The 22,062-nt window shown below is 56.7% G+C and carries 12 protein-coding genes; 10 read left to right on the plus strand and 2 right to left on the minus strand.

What is annotated here, in order from left to right; translation table 11 throughout:
* Positions 1 to 24: 24 nt before the first annotated feature.
* The 4 genes from CMUST_RS09645 to CMUST_RS09660 all read left to right on the plus strand — a co-directional run bounded on the left by CMUST_RS09645 (position 25) and on the right by CMUST_RS09660 (position 13,360).
* Positions 25 to 3,261 carry a DUF7824 domain-containing protein gene (locus CMUST_RS09645; protein WP_047262336.1) on the plus strand — a complete coding sequence of 1,079 codons (3,237 nt, stop codon included), beginning with the start codon at positions 25 to 27 and terminating at the stop codon, positions 3,259 to 3,261.
* A gap of 128 nt (positions 3,262 to 3,389) precedes the next feature.
* Entirely contained in the window at positions 3,390 to 7,973 is a 4,584-nt protein-coding gene (locus CMUST_RS09650) for a hypothetical protein (RefSeq protein WP_047262337.1), read from the plus strand.
* A 45-nt stretch (positions 7,974 to 8,018) separates the two neighbouring features.
* Complete coding sequence (locus CMUST_RS09655) at positions 8,019 to 11,057, plus strand: hypothetical protein (protein WP_047262338.1); 3,039 nt, start codon at positions 8,019 to 8,021, stop codon at positions 11,055 to 11,057.
* Complete coding sequence (locus CMUST_RS09660) at positions 11,054 to 13,360, plus strand: hypothetical protein (RefSeq protein ID WP_047262339.1); 2,307 nt, start codon at positions 11,054 to 11,056, stop codon at positions 13,358 to 13,360. Before CMUST_RS09655 ends, CMUST_RS09660 begins: the two co-directional genes overlap by 4 nt.
* Before the next feature lie 197 nt (positions 13,361 to 13,557).
* Here the strand turns inward: CMUST_RS09660 and CMUST_RS09665 are convergent, their stop codons facing one another.
* Positions 13,558 to 14,364: an LbetaH domain-containing protein gene (locus tag CMUST_RS09665; protein WP_047262340.1), complete on the minus strand. Its 807-nt coding sequence runs from the start codon at positions 14,362 to 14,364 to the stop codon at positions 13,558 to 13,560.
* A 265-nt stretch (positions 14,365 to 14,629) separates the two neighbouring features.
* Here CMUST_RS09665 and CMUST_RS09670 point away from each other — a divergent pair, with 265 nt between their 5' ends.
* From CMUST_RS09670 to CMUST_RS09695, 6 genes are read left to right on the plus strand one after another with little or no spacing between them, the layout of a single operon-like run.
* Positions 14,630 to 15,310, plus strand: a complete 681-nt coding sequence (locus CMUST_RS09670) for a DUF4241 domain-containing protein (RefSeq protein WP_047262341.1) — start codon at positions 14,630 to 14,632, stop codon at positions 15,308 to 15,310.
* 20 nt (positions 15,311 to 15,330) lie between these two features.
* Positions 15,331 to 16,851, plus strand: coding sequence for a hypothetical protein (locus CMUST_RS09675; RefSeq protein WP_047262342.1), 1,521 nt, complete (start codon positions 15,331 to 15,333; stop codon positions 16,849 to 16,851).
* Complete coding sequence (locus CMUST_RS09680; protein WP_158408217.1) at positions 16,797 to 18,347, plus strand: hypothetical protein; 1,551 nt, start codon at positions 16,797 to 16,799, stop codon at positions 18,345 to 18,347. Before CMUST_RS09675 ends, CMUST_RS09680 begins: the two co-directional genes overlap by 55 nt.
* Positions 18,347 to 20,566 carry a hypothetical protein gene (locus CMUST_RS09685; protein ID WP_047262344.1) on the plus strand — a complete coding sequence of 740 codons (2,220 nt, stop codon included), beginning with the start codon at positions 18,347 to 18,349 and terminating at the stop codon, positions 20,564 to 20,566. Before CMUST_RS09680 ends, CMUST_RS09685 begins: the two co-directional genes overlap by 1 nt.
* A 10-nt stretch (positions 20,567 to 20,576) precedes the next feature.
* Positions 20,577 to 20,795 carry a hypothetical protein gene (locus CMUST_RS09690; protein ID WP_047262345.1) on the plus strand — a complete coding sequence of 73 codons (219 nt, stop codon included), beginning with the start codon at positions 20,577 to 20,579 and terminating at the stop codon, positions 20,793 to 20,795.
* An 18-nt stretch (positions 20,796 to 20,813) separates the two neighbouring features.
* A complete protein-coding gene (locus CMUST_RS09695; protein ID WP_052844633.1) occupies positions 20,814 to 21,155 on the plus strand; it encodes a hypothetical protein in 342 nt (113 codons plus the stop codon).
* 113 nt (positions 21,156 to 21,268) lie between these two features.
* Here the strand turns inward: CMUST_RS09695 and CMUST_RS09700 are convergent, their stop codons facing one another.
* Positions 21,269 to 21,964 carry a hypothetical protein gene (locus CMUST_RS09700; protein ID WP_047262346.1) on the minus strand — a complete coding sequence of 232 codons (696 nt, stop codon included), beginning with the start codon at positions 21,962 to 21,964 and terminating at the stop codon, positions 21,269 to 21,271.
* Positions 21,965 to 22,062: the final 98 nt, after the last annotated feature.

A 22,062-nucleotide genomic window follows, 5' to 3' on the forward strand; every position in this document is an offset into this window, starting at 1 on the left:
TAAGGAAGGAATCCTGAAACCGCTATGAAAGTCAATCCAGATCTTGAGCAAGCTATCACCATCTTCAAGGAACTGGGCTGGCACGAAGCACCGTTATCGTCAGCCCCCACCCTTCCGCTGGGCACCCCTGAGCAGCAGAAAATTGCGCTCAAGGGGCTGCGCACGGGCGACTGGAGTGGTTTTAATTCCAAGGGGAAAAAGAAGTCTGTGTTAGCGGGCATTGACTGGGACATGCTGGGGTTTTTCGCCGTGCGCTTAGGGGTGGATGCGAAACGCGCGGCACGCCTGCTTGACCGCGATAACCGTGAGATTAACGTGGCGGTGATTCAGCAGCGCGGTGCGGAGTTTGCCACCGAATTCGTCCAGTATGTCTTTGCACCACGTTCACAGGTGAACCCACTTCTGAAGGATACTGCCCTCGAACTTGTCTTGCGGATGGGCCTGGATCACCCCACCACCGCCGATTTTTACGACACCTGGTTATCCAAGGTTTGCAGCTCCTTCGCCGGTAGCAGAACGAGCATCCCACTGTCAGTTTTCCGCCCAACGTTTTCCACCTTCCTTGAACAATGCGCCGAACACGGAACCTACCCTGTAACTGACGCCATCGTTGATGGGTACACGCGAGGCTGGGTGAGCGAAGAAATGGCGGTGAAGCTCACGCTGGATGGCATTGAATCCGCAGAGTCCATCACTAATCGCAAGGGTCACGCAGTGGCTCTGGCCACCGAAATCACCCCTGATCCGAAGGTTCTTCTCCCCCACCTTGCAAGGATCGGCACGCTTGTTGTCACCTTGGAACCACCACTCGTCGAGGCCCTGGCCGTGCCGCTGATCCCCATTGTGGCGGATTCCGACCTGACTGACATTGCCCTTGCCGCACTGTATGTGACAACAAAGAAAGCCCTCCTTGCGGTGCTGAAAGCACTGCTTACGCGGGAAAATCCAGACTCTAGCACCAAAGAAGCCCTCAGCCCGCGGCTTGAAGAGCTTTCCGCATCCCCAGATGCCACCACAGCAAAACACGCCACGGCGCTGCTTAGACAGTGGGGCACACAGTTGACCGAAACGCCCACCACCGAGCCCACGTGCCGGTGGGAAGCCACACCGAAACTCTGGGAGTTACCGCGATTTTCACGCGGCGTTGCCAGCGTCGAAAAGCTAGCTGAGGTGGCGCAGATCCTCGCGCAGCGGGGTCACGGCGAGTTTTCCCACGTCTTAGACATCCACATTGAGCGCCTCCTCGCCCTCGCGAATGAACTGGCGCGCACCGACCAGGATGCGACGCGACTCATCCTGAAAACAACACCCACGCTTCTCGACGGCGTTTTCGCGCAGTGGGCTAAAGCCCCAGAAAACTCCGCAAGCAAGACACCCAGGTTCGCAGGTGTTGCCCGCGCGAGGCTGCGGCGACTGATCCCCAAGCTGGGGCATGTGCCCTGTTTGCTCTCCGAACCCTCCTACGTGGACATGTCGATCACCGCTGATGACCTGGTCACACGCCTTGCTCAGTACGATGCGGCTGGGGTTGCCGCCCTAGAATCCGATCTGCAGCTCGCCTTAGCTCGGCTGAACCTCCACACCATCACAGACGATACTGTACAACAGCTGGCAGCGCTGAACGTCCCCCTCGAACTTGAAAACGGTACCCATTTCGACCGCACCGCTACACAGGTTGCCGCGGACTACCTCACCGATCCGTTCACGGAGCCTGCCGCGAACTTCAACCGTGGCTTTGTGCAGCTGAAGTTCGATAAAAACCCAGCCTCACTTGAGGGTCTGCCCATTCGATTTTTCAGCAGCGGCGCCTACGCATTGCCCCATCACTGGGTGTTCCCGCACTTCGGCAACGCCGCTTTCACCGACATGAAATGGGGCTCCTTCATCGACGCCGACACCGTCGTGGGCATAAACCAAGCTGCACGCCACGGCAAACCCCTCCCGCCAGCAGCGGTGATCAATCTCCTGGCGATGCAACGCCTGACCAAAAACGGCGCCGATTGCAGTCAAGCGCTGCTCAAAGCGTGGCAGCGTGGCCTGATCACACCAGGGGTTGCCGACATTTCTTTCCTCGACTGGCAAGAAAAAATCAGCAACCTGAAAGCACTCGCCTTAGCGCTTGACGACGCCGCCCACCTAGGCCTGTTATCGGTCGTGTGGCCGGTACTCGACGACCTCATCGGAGCCTCACTAAAAGCATCCAGTTTGATAGCCGGAACCGCCGATGTGGCAGCCGTGATGGAAAAGCTAGCGCCCGCGGTCGCGGATGCGATCAAGGAAGGACGTGCGCCTCACGATGCCGCTGCGGTGCAGCATCTGCGCACGTTGGCCGCCCGGCGGGGGAAGAATAACGCGGTCACGACGGCAAAGAAAGCCGTAGCAGCGTTGCCCGCTACTTCCAGTCCTGTCGCGAGTGCGCAACCTGCGCCCACAGTTGAGTACGCGGAAGCCACCCTCTTGAATGATGCGGAGTTTCGCAAGCAGTGGATCACCGACCGATCCACCGCGCACACACCCATTGTTGATGGTGCTCAGCTATCGCTTCGCTGGGAAAATCCGTTGGCAAAGCCGCGATGTATGAGAGTTGACATGTATCTACCCCACCTCGACCAGACTGTTTCCGCATACCGAAAAACCGGCTGGTTTTACGATATTGTCACCGAGCAACAATGCGAAGTCTTCACCGAAGAGGGCCCCAAGAAGTGCCTTCGGTGGGACGAATCGGCTGGGCAGCTTGTGTTGAATGAGGATCGTGGCCAGATGACAAGGGAAACCGGTGTCACGGCTGTGCCGCAGTTCCTTCTCCCCGTTCTCATGGCTTTCACCTGCGACGAGAAGTACAGCACCAACGGCTGTAAGGCGCTGAAGGATTTCATAGGGTGGGCCCGCTACTCCCCGGAATATGTCGCCGATGCTGTTCGAACAGTGCTGCCCTTTGAGCAGTTCAACCCAGCGAAAGCAGCACAGTTTATGGCAAAACAGCCCCAAGTCTTATCGTTACTGTGGCCCATGCTGACCGAAAGCCTGCGCCACGCCGCAGCACAAGTAGCGGAAGGTTCGGTGCCGCGGTGGCTGAATAAGGTGCTTGAAGTGGTGTATTTCCAATCAGACCTGCTTGCCAGCGCCACTGTTCGTGGCCACATTCCAACAACCGAATGGGCCGCACTTCACGAGCTTGGCGGCATGAAGAAAAAGTGTGCTGCCCGCGACAAAGCTATGCGGTTGGCGGAAATTTTTGATGCGGCTTTAGCGCGTGGGTGATCCCACCCACAAACAAGGGATCGAACATATTTTCTATAACACTAGGGCTTTATGTTAGGGCAGGGGTGTAGTTTTATTACCACCCCAGCCCCCTGCCCCAACAATCATCAACGAAAGGAATAAGCACCATGTCTGCCCAACTGAAAGCAGCCGTTGAGATCCTCACCAAACTCGGCTGGGCGAATGTCGATGCTGCCAACGTTCTCACCCTTCCGTTGGGCACCGCCGACCAGCAGAAAATTATCAAACACAGCCTGAAATCAGGCACCTGGATGGGACAAGGCTGGAGTTCTGACGACCCGCTCAAAGAACACGGTGAAGTCTCAAGCAAGAACGCCCTTGTGTACCTGCTTCGGATCGGTTTCCTCCCTAGCAGCGCGTTCACATCAGACGCCGTGGATTACTTAGACAAGCTAACTCTTCTCCCCGTGCTGGAAGCCGCTGAAAAGCCCTTCGCCGAAAAAATCATCCAACAAACCTACTCACGGGTTATCAGGTTCGGTGAACACGAGCCCACAAGACTCGGCGCAACAATCATACAGGTCGTGCACTCGAAAAACCTGCCCCTGCCTGTAACTGTCGAATACTTCAAGGATTGGGCAGCGCTGGCCGCATTAGCTTTAGGAGCCCGCGAGGTTTCCATGTGGGATAATGGGCCAACCCCTCCGGTTGAGGTTTTTTCATCGCGTTTTGCTGAACACCTCACCCTCGGTGTTGAACTCGGAACCCCCGCAACAGGACCTTTCAGCACAGTCTTTGCAGCAGGACACAATCGCGGCTGGATCGCCCACGACCAAGCACTCAGCCTCGCTGTTCAAGGGCTCACACTCGCCACCCGACCCGGCGACCGGAAACGCTGGACAGAAATACTCACCACCGACCTCCAGGCAACACCGGAAGAACTCCTCCCCCACGCACAGCAACTACACCAAGCCGTTTCTACTGGTGAGGGCCTGATCGTTGAAAAGATTGCCGTCCCCCTCATCCCACACCTAGGCGCTGCGGAACTCACCGATTACGCTTTACCTGCGCTTTATGCGAAGACCGTCAAAGCACTCACCCTCGTATTGAAAACACTCGCAAAGCTCACCCCTCACCCGGACGTCACCACAACCCTTGGGCCACGGATCGTGGAGCTTTCCTACCACGGAAACCTACCCATACAAAAACTCGCCGCCGCACTTACAACCAGCTGGAACGTCCCTCAAGATGAAGGCGCTGACGCGACACCAAACACCACCTTCACCCCATACATCCCAGCACCACCAGTGTGGAACGTGGAGCGGTTCGCACCCAAGCCAGCAGATCTAGCAGCTAAGCTCGCGGAAGGCGATCTTGATGATCCATTTAACAGCACTCTTGCCAGTGAAGAACTTATCCACCTCATTGTTGAGGGCGCATACAGCAATCCCGAAGAAACTCGACGTACGCTCAGCGGTGTCACCGAACGCGACGAGAAAGGGCTTATTTACACTTGGGTAACGGGAAAGAAAATCAATGAAAGATTGAGGGAGTTTCACGGAAACTACTTCGGCCCCTTGTCACGGCTAGGAAAGATCCCGTGCCTTCTGGCACGCCCCTCTTTCGTGGACCGCAGCATCCTTGTCCCCGACCTGCTCGAGCGGCTTGAGCGTTACGTTGAGTCTGGGGCGAAGGCAATTGCCTCCGACTTAGAGTTGGCAATCACACGCCTAGACGTTTCAGGCATCGACATCCCCGCGACGCAAGAAATCTTGAGAAAGTTCAGCATCCCTATTTCCGTCTCGGCGCGGAAAGACGTGTCTTATACGGTGGGTGAAGTACTCGCCGCTTATATCGCCGATCCGTTCGTCGATCCTGGTTTGTCTTATCGCGATGACTACGCGGAGACAACAATCCCAATCCCCGAAACGTTGTGGCAATTTCCCGAATTCTTCGGTGGCGATAAAGAACTCGGCGGTGGTTATCTGAGTAGTTTCCCACTGTTCGGCGATGTTGTAGCAACAGCTTTCATCTTCGCCGACGAAGCGAATTCTAACGTAGACCGCTATTGTGATCAGCTTTCTTACCGCCGTTCACCGCTTGAACCTGGCATGTCCATGAACCTCCTGTCCCTGTATCGTGCAGGGAATCCCGCGACAAAAGAACGCGCGTTCAACGCAGCTGTCACCGCCTTCACCAGGGGTTTACTCCGCCCCAATGTTGCCGATATCAAACACTTAGACTGGCGCGACCATCCCCCAACGCATCTGGCCCAGCTCGTCGACACTACTCGCGAGCTTGCCGACGCCGGCCTACTATCCGTGTGCTGGCCACTGTGGGAACACATCCTCAACTACTCCCACACCCAGCCGAAACCACTCACCGGAATCCACCATGTTGCCCACGCCATGGCCGACTACGCACCCTCAATCAACCACGCCCTCACAGAAAACCAAGCAGAAGTTGAGGTTGCGCAGGTACCAGCACTACGTGCACTCGCAGAAAGTAAAGCAAAAAATAAAGCAGTCACCTATGCCAAGGAAGCGGTGCAACACCTGCCCGTGCTCACAAAGGATTCCGCAGCTCAACCAGCATCCACAACACAGCCAGTAACTTGGTCCGCCACAATCATTCCCAACACACCAGATGTCACAGAATTTATCCCGAACCCTGAAACAGGTGGTCTCTACCCCATCACTGTGAAACCTTCGGGTTTTGAACAACCGCTCACTACCCAATACGACACCAGCATCGATTTCTGCACCACAGGAAAACTTCAAGTCACCACACCAGACGATGTGTGGAATTACCTCTTCTGGGATTCCGAAACCGCTTCGCTTGTGGCCGAGGAAAGAACTGACGCCTACTTCGACTTGCCAGATCCCACCGCGCACAAGGAACACGTTCCATTTGTGGTTCCCGACAGCTTTGTCGCAGTCATGCTTGCTCACCTCTCTTCTGGTGATCGCTACCAAGCGAAACGGCAGCTACCAAGACTATTCCGGTCTGCGCATATCGGGTCGCCAGCTATTGAAGCAGCAATGCGGAAGCTTCTTCGCTTCCCCGACTTCAATCCGGGGAAGGCTCTTGCCCTGCTGAATGAAAAACCGGAATTAATTGAGTACCTGTGGCCGATGCTCACCGAACCCCTCGCGCACGCCGCAACACTGCCTACAACACCGAAGTGGCTCAACGCCATTTTGGATGCTGTGATTTTCCACCAAGACACCCTCAAGCACCACACGCCCAGCCACATCTCGGCAGAAAAATGGGAACCACTGTCCGCCCTTGCCCACACCACGAAACAGAAATCCACCACCAAAACCGCAAAAACGCTGTCCCTTCTGCAGAAAACCTTCGCGAATATCAACCCCACCCCAGAAACCACCCAAACCCTTGGTCCACAGTTCCTGGAGACTTCCAGTCACGGCGACGCCACCAGCCGGAACGTCTCTGTAACAGCGGGACTTGCTGGCGATACCGTGTTCGTCCCTTACACGGAGGTACCGCCATTCGATCCGGCCATAGTGAAGAACCTGCTGGTCCTCTACCGCGATGGCAATGCCGAAATTTGGTTCACCTCGCTTCAAGCCGCATTCAACGTGTTCACGCGGGGGTTAAAAGACCTCAGCGTGGCCGACGAGGAGTTTTTCACTTGGGACGGTAAACCCCCAGCAACCCTTGCCAAGCTGACGGATATTACCCGTGAACTTGCCGACGCTGGCCTGCTTTCCGTGTGCTGGCCACTGTGGGACTACATTCTCGACTACTCCCGCAACCTCCCCAAACCACTCACCGGCATCCACCACGTTGCCCGCGCCATGGCCGACTATGCGCCCTCGATCGCCCACGCGGTCGTCGAAAAGCAAGCAGAAGGTGAGGCTGCACAGGCACCAGCGCTTCGGGCCCTTGCAGCAAGTACTGCACGAAGCCAAGCGGTAGAATACGCCAAGCAAGCAGTGGCGCTTTTACCAACCACCAATCTGGCAGCGCCCACCTTAAAACCAGCCGTACCTGTACAGGCGTGGTCGACCACCATCACACCTAACACGCCCGATCACACGGACTTTGTTCCAAACCCTGAAACAGGTGGTAGCCTGTTCCCGCTCACGCTCAAACCCCAAGGATTCCGCAAGCCCCTCACGGTTCACCTCCATCGATCGGATTCTTTAAGCAAAAACGGAAAACTTGAGGTCAGCACACCTGCGGACGTCTGGAAAGTCATTTATTGGGATGCCGCAACCGCCTCGATGAAAACGGGACGATCAACCTACGGTGACGATGAAGTGGAGACGGATTTTGTTATTCCGGACAGTTTCGTTGCCGCACTTCTTGCGCAACTTTCCTGCAAAGAACGCCACGCCGCTCTTTACCTTCTGCCCGAGCTGCTTCATACGAAACATGTTGGGGCGCCTGCCATCGAAACTGCCATGCGCACTCTTCTGCGCTTCCCCGACTTCAACCCTGGCACAGCGCTCTATTTACTCAACAAAACTCCGAAGTATATCGAGCACCTGTGGCCAATGCTCACCGAACCCCTCGCGCACGCGGCAACACTGCCCACGACACCGAAGTGGCTCAACGCCATCTTGGATGCTGTGATTTTCCACCAAGACACCCTCAAGCACCACACTCCCAGCCACATCCCGGCAGAAAAATGGGAACCACTCTCCACCCTTGCTCACACCATGACGAAGAAATCCGCCGCTAAAACCAAGGTTGACCAGCTCAACTGCTTCTTCCACCCCTGAAAACCACCTCACAACGTCTGTGCACTCTGAAAGAGATTGGTCACCATGTCCACGCAACTTACGAAAGCCCTCGACACCCTCACCGAACTTGGGTGGGCAAACGCCCAGCCCGCCGATGTTCTTCGCCTGCCGCTGGGCACTGATGACCAACAGAATCTGCTCATCAAAGCCCTTAAACCTGGGACGTGGCTAAACCAATCGCATATTGGTGAAAATTGGGTGGCAAACATCCTGTTCTACCTGTTGCGTGTCGGGGCGGTTCCCGATCGGGCGTTGTCACCTTCGACAATCCGTGACCTTGATCAACCCACTGTGTTTACAATCCTGGCTGCTTCTGATGGGGTTTTCATCGAAGAATTTCTCAACCGCGGCTACGAAAGAATCCGTGGTCTTGGTGCTCAACAAACTTCCGTGCTGGCGGAATTGGCGGTGCGTTGCGTGCACGAGAAAAACCTACCAATCCTTCAAGCACCGCAATACTTCACTGACTGGGTGGAACACACCTGCGGAATCTTCCATTCGTCTTCGGCTTGCGAGCAGCACTGTGACACAATCCTTCAGCCCCGTTTCGTTGAACACGTCACCCACGGTGTCACCAATGCGGTACCAGTGACAGGGCATTTCGGCGATGTATTCTGCGAGGGATTACGCCGCGGTTGGGTTACCCGCGAAAAGGCACTAGAGCTTGTCATTCAAGGACTCACACTAGCCACCCGACCCGGCGACCGGAAACGCTGGACAGAAATACTCACCACCGACCTTCAAGCAACGCCCGAAGAACTCCTCCCCCACGCACAGCAACTAAACCAAGCCGTTGCCACCGGCGAAACCCCACTCATCGAACACATCGCCGTCCCACTCATCCCACACCTAGATCTTAAGGAACTCACCGACCATGCTTTGCCCGCGCTTTACGCGAAAACCGCCAAAGCACTCACCCTCGTACTGAAAACACTCGCAAAGCTCACCCCGCACCCAGACGTCACCGCAACCCTTGGACCACGAATCGCGGAGCTAACTGGCCACAGCAACACCCACATCCAAAAACTCGCCGCCGCACTTACAACCAGCTGGGGCATTGCCACACCACCACCCAACGCAGAAACCAGCATCGTGCCTTATATTCCCGCACCACCGTTGTGGGCGCCGTCGCCGTTTGCCCCGTCCACTAGTGATCTCGCCGAAAGCTTCGCCCGGCTTACACATGGGCAGTGGGATCACATCGCCGATGTTGCCTCAGAAGAATTCCTAGCTCTCGCAGTGGAACGTGCTTTCACCCACCCCGACGATGTCCGCCGCGTCCTCAGCGCTGCCGCCGATACTCACTGGGATGGGGTTTTGCAGGGCTGGGCTCGCGGCGCTCTTCCTGATGACCAGCACGATTTCACGAGGGATCACCACGCCATCTGTCGTCTCGAGCGTATCCCGTGCCTTCTTTCCACGCCGTCTTTGCGTGATTTCTCGCTCGCGTTGCCTGATTTCTTAAGCAGACTCGAACGCTACCGCGCAGAAAACTGCACCGTATTTACGAGCGATCTGGTTCTCGCGCTCTGCCGACTCCGGCTCACCGCAGGCGAAAAAGACGAGCTTGTTGCCGCCGTCGACAAGCACGATGCGCCTGAAAACGACATCATCGCAGCTTTCCTCACCACGTGTTGGCGCGAAACGGGCATGCACCACAAGCCGGAACACCCCGACACAGCCGCCGAACAGGAAATCAAGGATGCGTGGCCGCACGACTGCAACGGCCTGACCTTCCCGAATGCTGAATCCTTGGATCGGACATTCATCATTTTCCCCGACGAGGCCAACGCGCACGCCGACACGGACTGCATCATCCTAGCCCACCACCGCACACCCCTGTCACCTGCGGATACGGTGAATCTGCTGGCGCTTTTCCGCGCCGGAAAACCCGAAACGAAAGCGAAAGCTTGTGATGCCGCCATCACAGCTTTTCGACGCGGGCTCATCCTCCCCAACGTCGCCGACGTGGCGTACCTTGACGGCACCAACAACACCCCAACGCATCTGGCCCAGCTCATCGACACTACTCGCGAGCTTGCCGACGCCGGCCTGCTGTCCGTGTGCTGGCCACTGTGGGAACACATCCTCAACTACTCCCACACCCAGCCGAAACCACTCACCGGAATCCACCATGTCGCCCACGCCATGGCCGACTACGCACCCTCAATCACCCACGCCCTCACAGAAAACCAAGCCCCAAGTGAGGTCGCCCACGTGCCAGCACTGCGCGCACTCGCAGAAAGCAAGGCAAAAAATAAAGCAGTCATGTTTGCGAAGGAGGCGGTATCTGCTCTTCCGGAAAGTGCTACCACCCCAGCTTCGAAGCCGAAGAAGCCAGAAACCTCCTGGTCACGCGATGTAATCCCACATATTCCTGACAGCGGAAGCCTCGTCTCCTCAGGGAACGCGAATGAGGTTTTTCTGCAATTACCAGGACATCCACAGCCGTTTGAGGTATTTCTCACCGGCTGGGCCACCGACTACCTGTATGAGGAGGGACGGTTAAGTTTCCGCACCAAGTCGGGTGAGCAGAGTTGGTTGTACTGGGATGGCGCACAGATTGTTGAAACGCCGCGCCGCGACCGCCTAGGGGATGAGCCTGTGGTGATTCCGGATAGTTTCATTGCTGTGGTTGTGGCGTATCAGTGCTCCAAGTTCGAGCCTTATTCGATGCGCGAAGAGCTCAGTTCCCTAGTGGAAGAGGGTCTTGTGGGTGCACCTGGGATTGAGGCAGCCATGCACCAAGTGTTGGGGTTGGAAGAGTTCAGCCCCGCGAAGGCACTGTATGTGCTCACCGAAAAGCCTGAGTTTATCGAGCATTTGTGGCCGATGCTCACCGAACCTGTCGCCTATGCTGCCACGTTGCCGAAGCAGCCGCGGTGGCTGAACAAGGTCCTCGATGCGATAGCATTCCACCAAGATGCCCTCAAGCGCCACACACCCAGCCACATCCGAGCAGAAAAATGGGATGCGCTGGCCACGCTCACCACCTGTTACCCTAAGCCGAGCGCCGCCACAAAGAAGGCAAAAACCCTCCACCAGTTTTTCACACAACCATGACCACACCGAACCCGCACCTTGACACCGCTACCAGCATTTTTACCCAGCTCGGCTGGGGTGAAATCCCCCTTGAGCTCACACCAACCCACACGATAGGTACCGCCACGCAGCAACAGCAAGCACGGGAAGGTTTAGAAAGCGGGCCGTTTCGCTCCTACTCGTTGGATCAAAATTTTTCGGTGTGCACCACGATCCATGTTGATGTGGATGATGTCAGATTAGCCCTGTTTGCCCTCCGGCTGGGGATGCCCCTTATGCGGGTTGCGGAGCTTTTGTCTGATATGAAGATCCATTCCCCTCTTCCCCTTGATGCTGTGCGGGAGATTCTTCGCGGTTACGGCCCCGATTTTTTGAACAAACTTGTGCGTTTCGCCTGCGATCCTTCCTTACGTTCGGGCACCCACGAGGAAAGCCGGTTGGGGTGTTTCGTGGTGGATTGGGTACTTCACGGTCTTGTTTCGCCACCTGAGTCGGGGGAGTTTTACAAGGATTGGGCCCTGTTTGCCGCGAATGTACTCAACCCGTCGGGGCTGCCCGAGAAGTTTCACATTGCAAGAAACCTCCCCCACCTTGATCTGGTTCTTCCCCAGTTTGTCGAGTTCTTCCACGCTGCCCTTCGCCACGGCGTACCCGCCACCAGCCCGTTTGGGTATCTGTTGCCCGGCGCGGTCAAACATGGCGTGCTTTCGCGTGAGCAGGCTATCGATATGTGTTTCCGCGCGTTGAGTTCTGCGGTTCGCCCGGGCAATCGGAAGCGGTGGGCACAGCTGTTGGTGCAGGATTTTCAGCTTTCGCCTGCGCACATGCTGCCGCATCTTGATCAGATTGTGCCGCTTGTGGCGACTGTGGAGGAGCCGATGATTACGCTGTTTGCGCTTCCACTGTTGCCGGTTGTGGATTCTGACAGGCCGGCTGATCTTGCGGTTCCGGCGCTTTGTGCGCGCTCCCGGAAGACTCTGGTTGCGGTGTTGCAGGCGTTGGCGCTGCGTACTGATGACCGTTCTGGGTATGCGGAACAGTTACGTGAGTTGGCAGAGTCTCGGGATGCGAAGGTTGCAGCACTTGCAAAGGATTTGGTGGGGCATGCTCCAGAGCACCCGCAACCAGTGGTTCCATTGTGGTCTCCTACCCCGCCAACGTGGACGACTCCCCGGTTCGAGCCTGGCCCTGCCACGGTGGATGGGATTGTGGCGAACTTGAAGGCTGCCACGCAAGACTGTCTGGCGGTAGAGAAGGTTCTTGCGCAACTTGTTGAGCTTTCACTCTCGGATGTTGCGGCGGCCAAACGCGCGGTCAGCGGGGTGTCAGCGCGGGATTTTCCCGTGCTCAACAGGTGGACGAAGGGATCATTGTGCGCGCCGGATTCCACGAATGGGGCCGATCACGCGGCCGCAATTGTGCGGGATTTGGGCACCATTCCGTGCGCCTTGTCGCGGCCTACCTGGGTGGATTTCCGCATCGACCCCGCCGACCTGCTCACCCGCCTTGAGCTTTTTCAACAGCACAATATCCCCGCGCGGGTCGCGGATTTCCAGCGCGCTCTCCTACGGCTCGACGTCACAAGGATTCCCGGCGACTGGGCGCGGCGTTGTGCGGCTCTTACTGTGCCTGTGCTTTTCGACGACAACACGCCCGCCCCCATCACCCTCGCCGAGTTCCTAGCCAACTACCCCGCGCAACCAGTGGCTGAGCCTTCTGGTGTAGGGCGAGAATCCTTGCGCTTCACACTGATCACGAAGGAGAAACTGCCGCTTCTACCTGAGGTTTTCCCACTGATGCCCCACGCGGTGCTCGATAACCTGCAAGGCTTTAACGAGGATCATGAGCGCATGCTTAAGACGGCGTGGTGGCTTGCCCATCAGCCCGCACCGTTGGATTCGGCGCAGCTGATCAACCTCTTGTTGTGTATCCCGGAAAAAGAGAGTGTCGCCGCAGCGATTGTTCAGGCTATCCAGGGCGCGTGGTCGCGGGGGCTGATTCACCCGAACGTTGCGCGGCTTGATCACCTAAAGGAAGGCAATATCCACCACAGTGTTCCCGCCGAGGTCACCCGACTGAAAGAACTTGTCGAGCTGGGAATGTTGTCCGTTGTGTGGGACATTTTCGATCAACGCTTGGGGCAGGCCGCGCTTTATCCACTGCACCCCAATCTGATCCTTACTGTGGATGCTGTCGATGAGTATCTCCCCCATGTACCCAACGAGGCACGTATTTTACCTGGCCTCCACGCACTAGCAGCAAGGAAAGGGAATGCGAAAGCTGTTCGCCGCGCCCGGGAGGTTGTGGAAAAGCACAAACTATAGCTTTCTATTGCAGGCTCGAAACATTTCGGTGGATAATCTTGGAAAATACAAGAAAGATCCTCTTTTCCAAAGAGGTAATTCCGCAGATTTAGCCGGGTCACCTAGCTTTTCCCATCAATGTGTTTTCCATGCTCAATCCGCATTCCTGCGCTTCAAGAATAGCCGTGTTCACTTTCACCGCAAGAAAAGACCTCGTGTTACTTAGACGCCGAACGCCTGATCCGTGCCTGTAACGCCCGATGCGCGGCGTACACAAGCTGGCAATTGATGGGGTCCATCATGATTTCTCTCAATACCGTTTCAGTTTCCGCTGCTCTATCCGCCCAACCCTCGGTCTGGAAAGCGGTGACGTGATGTGCCTGTTTCCCAAACGGCCCAAGGAGAATAAAATCCTCGCAAGACTCAACGTGAGCATTTTTAGAAAGGCACGCAAAGTCCACAACAGTGCCGTGAACAAAGGCATTCCCAGAAATCCGTGCCTTCGCACCACACCTGCTTTCTTTGACCACGGCACGGCCGAAAATTGAGGAATCCTGCACAGTTGAATCCTCCACACGAGCGTGCCCAGAAACCCATGCGCCTTCACTGATGAACGATTCCCCACGAATACGGGCATGGCCGTCGATCACAGCATCACCCCACACTTTGGTTTTCCCCGCCACAAGAGCACGTCCTGCCACCAATGCACACTCACCAACTGTGGCATGCCCCTTGATCCGCGCCTTCCCGCACGCACGGGCTTCGCCACCAACATAGGCGTGTCCTGTGATCCGAGCGTTTTCCCACGCTTCGGCATCTTCAGCAACCCACGCATTCTTCCCAATCCGCGGTTTATCGGAAGACACATGAGTGGAACTCACCCAACCACCAACATCCCCCTTCTTCACATCATGAGCAGGAATATCCCGGGTGGCGCGAATGCGAAAAAGCTGAACTCCCTCTGAGTTGAGTTTTGTCTCACTGGTGAGTTCGTAGTGGAGAGCTTTTTCGTTATCTTTTGCCACGGTACCGTTCCTTTTTAGACATTTCCTTGCGCAAGGTTAACACTATGAATGCTTGAGCACTGAGGTTTTCTCAACGAGATCATCCGTGATCAGATTCTTCTCACAGGAGTTCCTCAAGACACAAGTAAAAGAGTATCTGCTTGAGCTTCCAGTTTTCCCGATTGGCCCATTCAAGGGGTTGGTGAGGAAAGCGCACCAAAAACTTAGTTAACTCCTATTGATTTACGCCGTAGCGGTCACGTGTGCGCTGCTATCTTCTACTGTTATGAGGGAAAGACCATGCTACGCCTACGCCGACCGTGCCGCCGACACGGTTATGGGTGCCACTTACCGGCTTGAGCAGATACCTGTTGGGAAAGTCCTTCTCACATCTGGGCTGATCGAAGCCTGCGATCCGTTTGTTTCCCTCGGCGATGCTGGCTACTACTCCGCCCCGAAGGGCGAGTTCACGGTACTCGCCACCGTGGCGCACACTACGGAAAACAAAGAACCGGACCCGCGTGTTGCATACCTCAGTGTTGTTTTCAGCGATGACCCAGCCGTCCGATTCGAGGACGCAACGCCCCTTAACGTTGACCAAGACAAGGCCGCGGACGAAGAGTGGGTATTTGGTGTGGGCGTGGATGCAGGAATTGTGGCTTTCGTGGATAGGATCGCGGCGGAATCCATGAAGAAGCATATTGAAGAAAACGACATCGATTTTGTCGATACTTTAACCGACCACCACCAACCAGATAGCTGGTTCAGTCTTTTAGAAAACCCTGACCACTACGCACATTCCGTTGCCAACGTCCCGCTACCATTCGTCACAGGTGGGGAGAATGTGGTGATGAGTTTCTCCGGTTGGGGCGACGGATTCTACCCAGTGTTGGCTGGGTTTAGCGCCGACGGGGATCTTGTGAGCTACCACATTGATTTACACATGGTCGACACCCCTGCCACATAGCACGAAGGAATTTGCTCACAATGAACCCCAACCCCACAACAATCCGCGCACTCATCGGCTGGGAGAGTGTCACCGCGTCCGAGGCGGCCACCGCACCGCTCGGTGAAGCTGAGCACCAAAAACAGGCGAAGGTGTTGCTGGAAAAGCTCACGGAACCCGACCTCACGCTGGGGATTCTTGCAATCAGGTTGGGGGTGCACCCTAACAAGGTGGTGGAGCTTTTGCCACCACACCCAGCGAAAACGGCAGCAAGGGCGCTGGTTGAACGGGGTGAAAAGTATGTACGTGGTTTCATCGCCGCCGCGTGCAGACTCCAGTTTCGGGTGCGCACCCACGAGCTGAGTGATTTCGGCGAGATGGCTGTGATGGCGGCAGTCGAGTTGTCGTGTCCCCCGCCGGATAATGTTGAGTTTTTCCGCGACTGGTCCATCCTCATTGCCCGCAATCCCCTGCTTTTTCCTGGAGCGATGTTTCGCGAGTATTTTTCTCAGGCTGTTGCGCTGGGGGTTCCTGCTATGGGGGCATTGTGCACGTTGCCAAAGACTGCGGTGGTTCATGGTTGGCTAACGAGGGATGAGGCGTGTGCGCTGGTATGGTCAGGGCTTAATACCGCCACGCGCCCGGGCGATAGGAAGGCATGGATTAAGGCGCTCACCAGTGATCTTGGGGTGTCCGCCACGGAGCTTTGCGCCCACGCTGCCCAAGTCGCGTCCCTTCCGCCGGGTGAAAATGCGGTGGTGGCGCACTTGATTGTGCCTCTGTTGCGCCAAAAAAGTGTGGCGGAGCGCAGCACGCTGGTGCTCAATGCGCTGTACGTGCGGACAAAGAAGCAGCTCAAGGCTGTGCTCAACTGTATTGCGGATGAGTGTGCGCCGGAGGCGGTGGCGCGGGTGCAGGAATTGGCGGCGGATTCGGATTCGGGGGTTGCTGCTTGCGCTCAGCATGTGTTGGAAAGGTGGGGTGTTGCCGCGTCAACTCCTGAACCTAGCCCTACCTGCCCCGATGGCGTGTGGCAGCCCACCCCGCCGGTGTGGGAGGTTCCCCGTTTCGATGTTTCCGCGATGACTCTCGAGGATCTCCGCCACGATTGGGCTGTGGTTTATGGCGGCAACCATCCGCGGAGTTTTTCGCTTGAGGCGGAGCGGGTTGTGTGTTTCGCCCACCGGTTGGCGAAGTCGGATAAGCAGGTGTTGCGGCAAATATTGAGCGGCACCGCCGATGAGTTGTGGCCGTACTCTCTGGTGTCTTGGGCTCAAGACGATCCCCCGCAGCAGGAGGAGTTTACGGCGTTCACGCTGTGTGATCGCAATCATTTAATCACCAGTGTCCTCGACGATCTGCCGTTGCTGCTGTCGGAGCCAACCTGGGTGGATTTCCGCATCCACCCAGGCGATTTATTAGACAGGCTTTGCTGCTACGAAGCCACGCAGGCAACCATTTTCCCACCCGATTTTTCCAAGCGTTGCTGCGCACCGATGTGTCCGCGGTGTCCCCCACCGAGCTTATGTTGCTTATCGACGCCGCCACCGCGCTCACCTTAACCGTCACGGTAGCCGAGGATTGCGTTGTTTCGGCAGGAAGAATTGTTGCTGAGTATTTCCAGAATCCAGTCTCGGAAAAGCCTAGCGATCTCAAGCCTGATGTTTTCAATAACCTCATCCCGCTCTCTTCTCCTGCGTTTGACGATGTGGTGGCTTATTTCGGCCAGGAGCTGCGGTGCAAGCCTCTTCCTTTCTACCTACCCAATTTTGGTGATGGTGTTTTCCGGAGTTTGGTGTGGCGAAATGGCAAAAACCCCGTGATGGTCGCCATGGCGATAGAGTGCTCACGGCGTGCCAAGCCGTTGAGTCCCCGTGTTGCCATGAATCTTCTCGCGGTTCAACGCGCCACCGACCCTGAGACTGCCCAGCTACTTCACAAGGCGGTGACTAACACGTGGCGCCGTGGCCTTCTGATACCTGGGGTGTCGGATGTGGGGCAGCTTGATTGGGGTGCTGAACTCAGCCAGATCCCGCCTCTAGTCACCGCCCTACGAGAGCTTGCCGATAAAGGAATGCTCGCTGTGGTGTGGGATGTGTTCGACCAGCTTCTTGGCCGCATCGCTACGATGCAGCGTCTTCCGGCAGGCACACTCGAGATCGTCACAGCCTGCGAATACTATCTTCCCACCGTCCCCAACGAGGCCCGCACGCTACCTGGCCTGCGGCTGTTTGCCCAACGGGCTGGGAAATCCGAGGCGGTTCGGTTAGCCCAGCAAGTTGTGGCGCAACTGCCCGCCGCGGATGTGCCCACCGGTGGCCGCGTCGACAAGCAAGAAGCGGGTGAACGTTTCGAACGGATCTGGCCGACCAGTGCCGGAACGAAACCCCACACGGATGATGGGGTGCGGATCAGTGCCTACACACGCAACCCGCAGGAAGAAATCACACTCACCGTGCCGGGGATTGAGCACCCCATCACTGTTGCCCAATGCAACCCCACCAGTCTCACGTGTCTGAAGCAGGGACGCAAGGGTTCGCTGTATACCGACGGCACGCAGGTTCTTTTCAGCCCCTGGGCACGCAAATCCACCACACAATCAAACGACAGCCCACCGTTTGTCTCCCTCGTGCTGCTCGCACAACTGGGGTTAGGTGCAACCGATAACCCGTGGCGTCATTACCGAAACCAGTTGTGCGGGGCTACCTCCATACGCATCTTCGTGGAGCAACTGTTGCACTTCCCCGACTTTCGCCCCGATATGTGCCTAAAAGCGATCACCGGCAATCCCGAAACCCTCCCCTGGTTGTGGCCAGTAATAACCGTCGCCCTCACACACGCCGCAGCCTGCACCACCCCACCGGTGTGGGCCGCACGCGTGCTCACCTTCGCCTGCGAACACGCCCCCATCCTCGCCGAAGCCACCCGGCGCGGACACATCCCGGCGACAGAGTGGGACAGCCTCGACACACTCGCCGCAATGAGCAAGAAGTGCGCTGCGAAAACCAAAGCGCAGCAACTGCACACTTTTTTCAACAACCAGATGGGACAACCGTAGTGAGTATTCCCCACGAATGGCTGGAAGTAAGCGTCGACGATGCCCTTCACCTGACTCTAGGCAGCCTTAAGCAGCAAGATCGGGCGCGGAATTACCTTGAGAAAACCCGCATTTCGCACCCAGCCCCCGCACTGGGAATCCTCGCCGTCCGCTTGCGGGTCAACCCACGCAACACCCTCCCCCTCCTATCGGAAACCCCACCGGCGATCCTGTGCTTAGCCCTGGTAGAACAGGGTACAGAATATACGCGTGCCTTCTGTCAGGTCGCGTGCCGCCCACAACACCGCCTCAGGCGCAACGAGCTTGGTGCATTCGGGGCGACTGTGGTCACTGCAATGCTGAAACTTGATGCTCCCCCACCAGAAAATGTGGAGTACCTGCGCGACTGGGCGTTGCTGATAGCAGACAACCCCGTCGAATTGTTTGCAACCAGATTCACCGAACACCTCCACCTAGCGCTTCACCTCGGCATTCCAGCAACAGGCGCACTGCGGGCAGGTTGGCTTACTAGGGACGACGCCATCCACGCCGCATGGGAAGGGCTCAGCCACGCAATCAAAGCAAGCGACCGAAAGGCGTGGGTTTCAGTTCTTACAGATCAACTACGCATCACCCCACAAGAACTCACCGCGTTCGCCCCACAGATCACAACCCTCCCCAGCATCGAAGCCCCCATTGTTCAACACCTCATCCTCCCCCTCTTACCCTTCCACCACCTGCCCGAATACCCAGAACTAGCACTAGCCGCACTCTACACCCCCGCCCAAAAACACCAAATCGCAGCGCTTAACATTCTGATTACAACTCCCAGCCACGAACAACTCCGCCCTCGTGTGCTCGAACTAGCCTCAATCAACGACCCGCAGATTAACACCGCCGCGCGCCGGGTACTCGACAGTTGGGGCATGGACGCAACCGAACCGGAGCCCAAGACTAACCCAACAAACCTCTGGCAAAACACCCCACCACTGTGGGAGGTACCCCGCTTCGACATCTCACGCATGACCATCGACGACCTGCACCACGACTGGGCAATCATCACCGACCCTAAAAATTCTCGTGTGGGTTCGCTGGAGTCGGAACAAGTTCTGTGTTTCGCCCACGCGAACAAGGAGGCCGCGCGCCGGGTACTGGTGGGTACAAGTACCAATCTGTGGCCGTTTTCGCTGGTCGGGTGGGTGCAGGGCACAACGTATTCACCGCCGGCGCCCTCAGCCTACACGTATCTCGACAGGGATGCTGGGATCACGGCGGTGCTCGACCAGTTGCCGTGCCTGCTCTCTGAGCCAACGTGGATTGATTTCCGCATCGACCCTCGCGACCTGCTTTCCCGGTTGCGCCGCTACCACGACGAATCCGCCATCATCTACCCCGCTGATCTGCTGCGTGCACTGCTACGCACGGACACCACAATCGTTGATGCCGCCGAGCTCACGCAGCTTATCGACACCGCCACCACGCTCCCCCTCACACTCACCCTCCCCGATGGGTCGCGGCTTGATGTGGGGACACTTGTAGCGGAGTATCTGCGCCACCCCGTATCTGAAAATCTCGCCGCGTGGAAACCAAACCAGCACCCCGCGCCCCTTCCGCTGGACTCGATCCCCGCCTTCGAGCCTTTCACCCAGTTTTTCGGGCAACCGCTTTATGCCGAGCTGAAGCACTCATGGCTTCCCACCTTCGGTGATTCACTGGTAAATAACCTGTTTTGGACAACCGAACGCCACCGCACGGTAGTAGCTACCGCGTTAGACTGCTCACGGCAAAAATCGCCCTTGGGCCCGCGTGCCGCGGTGAATCTCCTCGGGGTGCAGCGCACCCCCGACCCCAATCTTCACCAGGCGGTCACCGATGCGTGGCGTTGCGGCCTGCTCATTCCTGGGGTGGCGGATGTCGCTTTTCTCGATGAGGATGACGAGGAGCTCACCCACATTCCGGCTCTCGTCGCAGCATTGAAAGAGCTTGCCGAAGAAGGAATACTCGCTGTGGTGTGGGATGTGCTCGACCAGCTTGTTGGCCGCGCAGCTTTAGCTGAGGTGCTCCCGCGCGGGCTCATTGATGCGGTTGACGCGATCGACTATTTCCTCCCCGCAACCCCCGATTCGGCGCGTTCACTTCCGGGGCTGCATGCACTCGCCACGCGGAAAGGGAAGGCGAAGGTTCTCATCCGCGCTAAGGAGGTCGTCGAAAAGCTTAGGCGTGCTACTAGCCCAGGCTAAAATATCCCCCATGACCACCACGCAATCTTTCCGTGCAGATATGTCTACCCCCTCACCACTGGGGTGGGTGGGCGGTAATCCCCCAGCGTGGTTCGACACTCGCACCGACCTCCTGCAGGGTGATCAAGCCACGTACGGCTTCCTTTTCACTTTCGCCCTCGATGATCACGATGCGCTCTCCGTTTTCCTTGCCCAAGATTTCGATTACCGGATTGAACACAACATTTAACCAAGCAACGGCGGGAAAGTGTTTCGCCATCCTTTTACTGAGCAGTCGGAGCACACGGACTTCCAGTTGCTGGCCGATGACGGCACGAGTCCTGTTTTGCGTCAGGCGTGGCTGCACCCAATGCCAGCTGACGCGGAACGCACGCCGATTCTTACAGTCGGCGACGAACCAACCTTGATTCAGGAAGAGGGATACTACACAGATCCGCTTGAGTCAGACGGGTGGGAGTTTTTCGCCTGCTTCGACGAAGACGGCTACTGTGACGAGCAGCTCCTCGACCAGTATCCCCTCATCTATGGATCGCTGTACGTGTATCGCCGGGGCGAGGATTTCACCTTCGGGTTTTGGCAATACTCATAGTTTCGCTTGTCGACGTACCCCGCAAAGAACACAATTGCCCTAGGTAAGAGCTCACCCATTCTAGACAATTTCGGCAAAAATCCAACGAAAGTGGCCCTCCTATGTTCACAATGCTAGGCGTCGCCAAGTACAACCTTTTCCCAATCTAGTTCTAGGTACCTTTTATCGCCCGCCATCCACTGGCTAATAAACTTAGCGACTTGTGCTCCACCGGTGACGTACGTGCCAACCAGGTCAGCGTTTTCCCCGTCGCGATATTCAATCCGCCATTCGTCCTCGTGGGGTGGTCGCAGCAACATGTTAGCCGCTTGGGCGAAACGCTGTTCGTCGTTTTTATCTTCCACCACCAGAAAAAAGTTCGTGGTTTCCGTATCCAAAATATAGGTGCACGTGGCCTCAAGGGCAGCTGCTGACACTGCCGGATACTTTCCTCGCCGCGCGATTTGAATCTCAAAATTGGGGTTTTCGTCGCCGTAGAAAACCACAAAATCGTCGGAAACTTCCGCTAACCCCAGCCCATTCGCCAGCGCGATGTCCATCAGATATTCCAAAGCACGTTCTTGGGCCTGGATGGTTGTGTTGACGCGGATGATCCGGTCACCTTCCACACTTGCCCCCTCCAAGCCTGGAAGCTTTTCGACGTCGTGGTTGATCTTATCCACAAGCACATCCAACTCAGGTGAAGATGTTGTCGACGTGCAGGAATAGCGCCGCATCAATTGCTCGTTGAGTGAGAAAACACGGTTATCCACCACTACCTGGTTGTTTGCGTCACGGTCAGGACTGAAAAGAATGAAATCGTAAGACATGGCTCCATTGAAACAAATGGGGCTAACATGAGCGCCCAAGTTTAGAAAAACTTTACGAGTTTTTGTTCCCCGTCCGTCTTTGCGAACCTTCAATTTCA

This window comes from Corynebacterium mustelae, assembly GCF_001020985.1.
GTDB lineage: Bacteria > Actinomycetota > Actinomycetes > Mycobacteriales > Mycobacteriaceae > Corynebacterium > Corynebacterium mustelae.

Coding starts and splice junctions, on each gene's coding strand:
- CMUST_RS09645 (WP_047262336.1), top strand. CDS start 25: ATGAAAGTCAATCCAGATCTTGAGCAAGCTATCACCATCTTCAAGGAA.
- CMUST_RS09650 (WP_047262337.1), top strand. CDS start 3,390: ATGTCTGCCCAACTGAAAGCAGCCGTTGAGATCCTCACCAAACTCGGC.
- CMUST_RS09655 (WP_047262338.1), top strand. CDS start 8,019: ATGTCCACGCAACTTACGAAAGCCCTCGACACCCTCACCGAACTTGGG.
- CMUST_RS09660 (WP_047262339.1), top strand. CDS start 11,054: ATGACCACACCGAACCCGCACCTTGACACCGCTACCAGCATTTTTACC.
- CMUST_RS09670 (WP_047262341.1), top strand. CDS start 14,630: ATGAGGGAAAGACCATGCTACGCCTACGCCGACCGTGCCGCCGACACG.
- CMUST_RS09675 (WP_047262342.1), top strand. CDS start 15,331: ATGAACCCCAACCCCACAACAATCCGCGCACTCATCGGCTGGGAGAGT.
- CMUST_RS09690 (WP_047262345.1), top strand. CDS start 20,577: ATGACCACCACGCAATCTTTCCGTGCAGATATGTCTACCCCCTCACCA.
- CMUST_RS09700 (WP_047262346.1), bottom strand. CDS start 21,964: ATGTCTTACGATTTCATTCTTTTCAGTCCTGACCGTGACGCAAACAAC.